The organism is uncultured Mucilaginibacter sp. (genome assembly GCF_903913935.1).
Lineage (GTDB): Bacteria > Bacteroidota > Bacteroidia > Sphingobacteriales > Sphingobacteriaceae > Mucilaginibacter.
In genome coordinates, this window is the sequence record NZ_CAIWNH010000136.1 from 1 (window position 1) to 3,359 (window position 3,359).

Below are 3,359 nucleotides of genomic sequence, written 5' to 3' on the forward strand. Positions count from 1 at the left end.
CAATAAAATTTTATTGTTAATGTTAATAACAAAAAGCCGTTCAAACTGAACGGCTTTTTGTTTGTTTGTTTTTTTTTGATTGAATTCCAATTGGATTAAAAACTAACCGGGTTTTACGACTTTAATATAGAACGCAGGGGGTGCTTATTTGTAATTAATCTAAGTTGTTATTTGCTGTCCATTTCAAAGGGTTTGATCTTTATTTTTATTAAAATTGTGCATTAAACTTTTGTTTTTGCAAAAGGTCTTAACCTCATATTGTTTATTTAATATTTAATATCATCACAATGAAAAAGATTTTAACTTTAGGGTTGTTTATTTTAATATCAGGCATCGCATTTGCGCAACAGCCATTGTTCAGGTATTACAATCCAAAACAAAACAAACATTATTATACCACAAACTTTAATGAGTATCGTAATGGCACAGGCGATTGGGCATTTGAAGGCATTACCTGCCGCGTTTTTGCAGAGCCGCGTCCAAATCAACCGATAAAAGAACTGTTTAGGTATTTCAGCCCTAAAACCGGTGATCATTTTTATACCATGAGATTGCATGAATTGGGTATGGGTGATGCGGGCTATAATTTTGAAGGAGTTGCTTGCTATATTTACAATTTCCACGTGCCGGGAAGCATCCCCTTGTTCAGGTATTATAATGCGGTGGCTAACGATCACTTTTATACTACTGATAAAAGAGAATTGGGCCGCGGCTTTGAAGGGTATAATTTAGAGCAAGTAGCCGGATTTGTATTACATAAATAAACAGATCGACCATTTTATCATGTAAACAAAAAGCGGATAAATTATTATCCGCTTTTTGTTCGTCCTTGCTTTTTTTATATTTTTTATTTGCTGTTTCTGGGGTCCGGCTTTATTTTAACTTCATATTCTTTTGGCGTTTCCCCACCAGCCAAATTCATTATAAAATAGTCCCAGCGACGGCGCATCATATAGGGTGAAAAACCGCCGTAACCATGTGCACTGTTGGGGAAGATCACCAGGTCATAATCCTTATTAGCTTTTTCAAGCGCCTCAATTACCAATAGGGTGTTCTGCGGCGGAACGTTATTATCCATTAAACCATGTGCAAGCATAAGTTTCCCTTTTAGGTTTTTAGCATAATTTTCATTCGCCTGTGCATCATAATTTGAGTTTGCAGCTAAGCCATCGTAGCGTTCGCCCCAGTCGTCCTCATAATTGCGGTTGTCATGATTGCCCGATTCGGAAATACCCACTTTAAAGAAATCAGGGTAGCGGAACATCGCAGCAGCAGTTGCAAAGCCACCACCTGAATGCCCCCAGATACCTACGCGTGTGGTATCAATATAGTTGTATTTTTGCGCCAGTTGCCTGATCCCGGCTATTTGATCAGGAAGTGTGTTTTCGGCCATATTTCCATAGCTCATATCATGGAAGCTTTTTGAACGCAAGGGATTGCTGGTGCCTTCAATTGCCACCACAATAAAACCCAATTCAGCTAATGCCTGGTTGTCGCCTCTTGATGCCGCAAATGACCAGCTGCCCACACTACCACCCTGTGGCCCCGGGTATATATAGTCTATAATCGGATATTTTTTATTGGGATCAATGTTAGTTGGGCTGAACATAAGGCCATAAATATCAGTTGTGCCGTCATGAGCCTTTAATGTGATGGGTGTAACCGGTTTCCAGCCGGCGGCCTGCAAACGTGTAATATCAGTTTTCTCTACATTAACCAGCAATTTGCCATTCATATCCCTTAAAACTGTCACCGGCGGAACATCTGGTTTTGAATAATTGTCGACGAAATAGTTTTTTGAGGGGGATAAGGTGATCTCATGATTGCCATCTTCGGGCGTAAGGCAGCTGAGGTGTTTGCCGTCAAACCCGATTTTATATAACTGGCTGAAATAAGGATTTTCCGCCTCTTTACCAGCTGCCATGAAATATAATACCCGGTTTTTTTCATCAACTTTTACCAGGCTGGTTACCACAAAATCGCCTTTGGTAACCTGGTTTTTTAATTTGCCGGTAAGCGCATCATATAAATAAAGATGGCCCCAGTTATCCCTTTCAGAGAACCAGATGATCTCATTTGTTTTCTGCAAGTATTTCCAGTTAATCGTTCCCCAGCCCGATTCATATTGGGTTGTTACGGTTTCTTCAAAAATTTCACGCACAGCGCCGCTGTTGCCATCAGCAATCCGGAATTTTTCGTCTTTATGGTCGCGGCTGGTTGATACAAAGGCCAGTTGTGTGGCATCGTCGCTCCAGTTTACATCATCAAATGTACCGCTGCTGGCGATATCATCACTCAAGGTGGCCCGGTGAGCGTCAGGAGGAACCTGGATATTGATCACCTTTGGAATGTCCGTATCGATGATCACCCGTTGAATAGTAGCGATATTCTTATCGCCCGGAAGCGGGTATTTCCATGCTTTAAGAGTGGGTTTACCCACGTTGGTGGTCACCAGGTACATGTCGCTTACTTCACGTTGGTCTTGTTTAAACGTGGCTATTTTTTTTGAATCGGGCGACCATAGCAGGATAGGGCCGTCGCCCATTTTCCAGCCGGCATTATCGGTGGCGTAGCCAAAATCTTTAATGCCGTCGGTAGTAAGCTGGGTTTCGTTTTTGGTGGCTGCATCGCGCACCCATAAGTTATAGTCGCGCAAAAAGGCTACTTTTTTTCCGTCAGGCGAAGCGATCTCTGTGCCCTGGTTTCCCCGCGCGCGCCTGCCTGCAGCAAAGCCTGCAACAGATTCACTCATTTTGCCGGTGTCAGGGCTTACCTGGTAGCTTTGTAAATCGCATTTCCACAATTTGCCATCAGCCGTGAAAATGATCGCTTTATTATCAGCTGAATAACTAAAAGTTTGAAAAGGCAACATAAAACCGCTGTATTGTTTGCCGGTTGCTGTGGATAGGGCAGTTGCTAATTTCCCCTGGTCAAAAACGCCGGAAATTGTTTTTTTTTACCGGGTCTACCAAAATAAACTCGCTTCCATCAGCATTGAGGTCGCGGAACCAGAACCTGTCGCCGGGAAGCCAGTTGGGGTGCACCGGCCCATGGTCAATCAGCGGTTCGGTATTATAACTTAAAAAGCTTTCGGCATGGGCGTAATCCTTTGCAGTTAAAACTGGGCCTTGCTGGGCAGAAACACGCAATACTGCCGCAAAACAGCAGGCTGTAAGTATAGATCTATTCATCATAATAATGGGGTCAATTCCATTCCAAATAACAACAAATAAATGGTGTTTTACAAATGGCCTGAGTAACGGGCTTGTGACAAATTTTTTAACGTGTTCTTCTGAGGTTTTTGTGTATCAAAGATCAGATTTTTAAGTGACTATTGTCATTTAGCTGGAGGCGGTTAC

General features: G+C 42.4%; 3 protein-coding genes. 1 reads left to right on the forward strand and 2 read right to left on the reverse strand.

The genetic code is table 11. The features are described from left to right. Positions 1 to 287: 287 nt before the first annotated feature. On the forward strand, positions 288 to 764 hold the full coding sequence (locus QZY09_RS05200; protein ID WP_295669104.1) for a hypothetical protein: 477 nt from the start codon (positions 288 to 290) through the stop codon (positions 762 to 764). A gap of 83 nt (positions 765 to 847) precedes the next feature. Here QZY09_RS05200 and QZY09_RS05205 read toward each other — a convergent pair whose 3' ends face one another. Both QZY09_RS05205 and QZY09_RS05210 read right to left on the reverse strand, forming a co-directional pair. Continuing rightward, entirely contained in the window at positions 848 to 2,872 is a 2,025-nt protein-coding gene (locus QZY09_RS05205) for a S9 family peptidase (protein ID WP_295669107.1), read from the reverse strand. Between the two features lie 58 nt (positions 2,873 to 2,930). Beyond that, positions 2,931 to 3,194 carry a hypothetical protein gene (locus tag QZY09_RS05210; RefSeq protein WP_295669110.1) on the reverse strand — a complete coding sequence of 88 codons (264 nt, stop codon included), beginning with the start codon at positions 3,192 to 3,194 and terminating at the stop codon, positions 2,931 to 2,933. Positions 3,195 to 3,359: the final 165 nt, after the last annotated feature.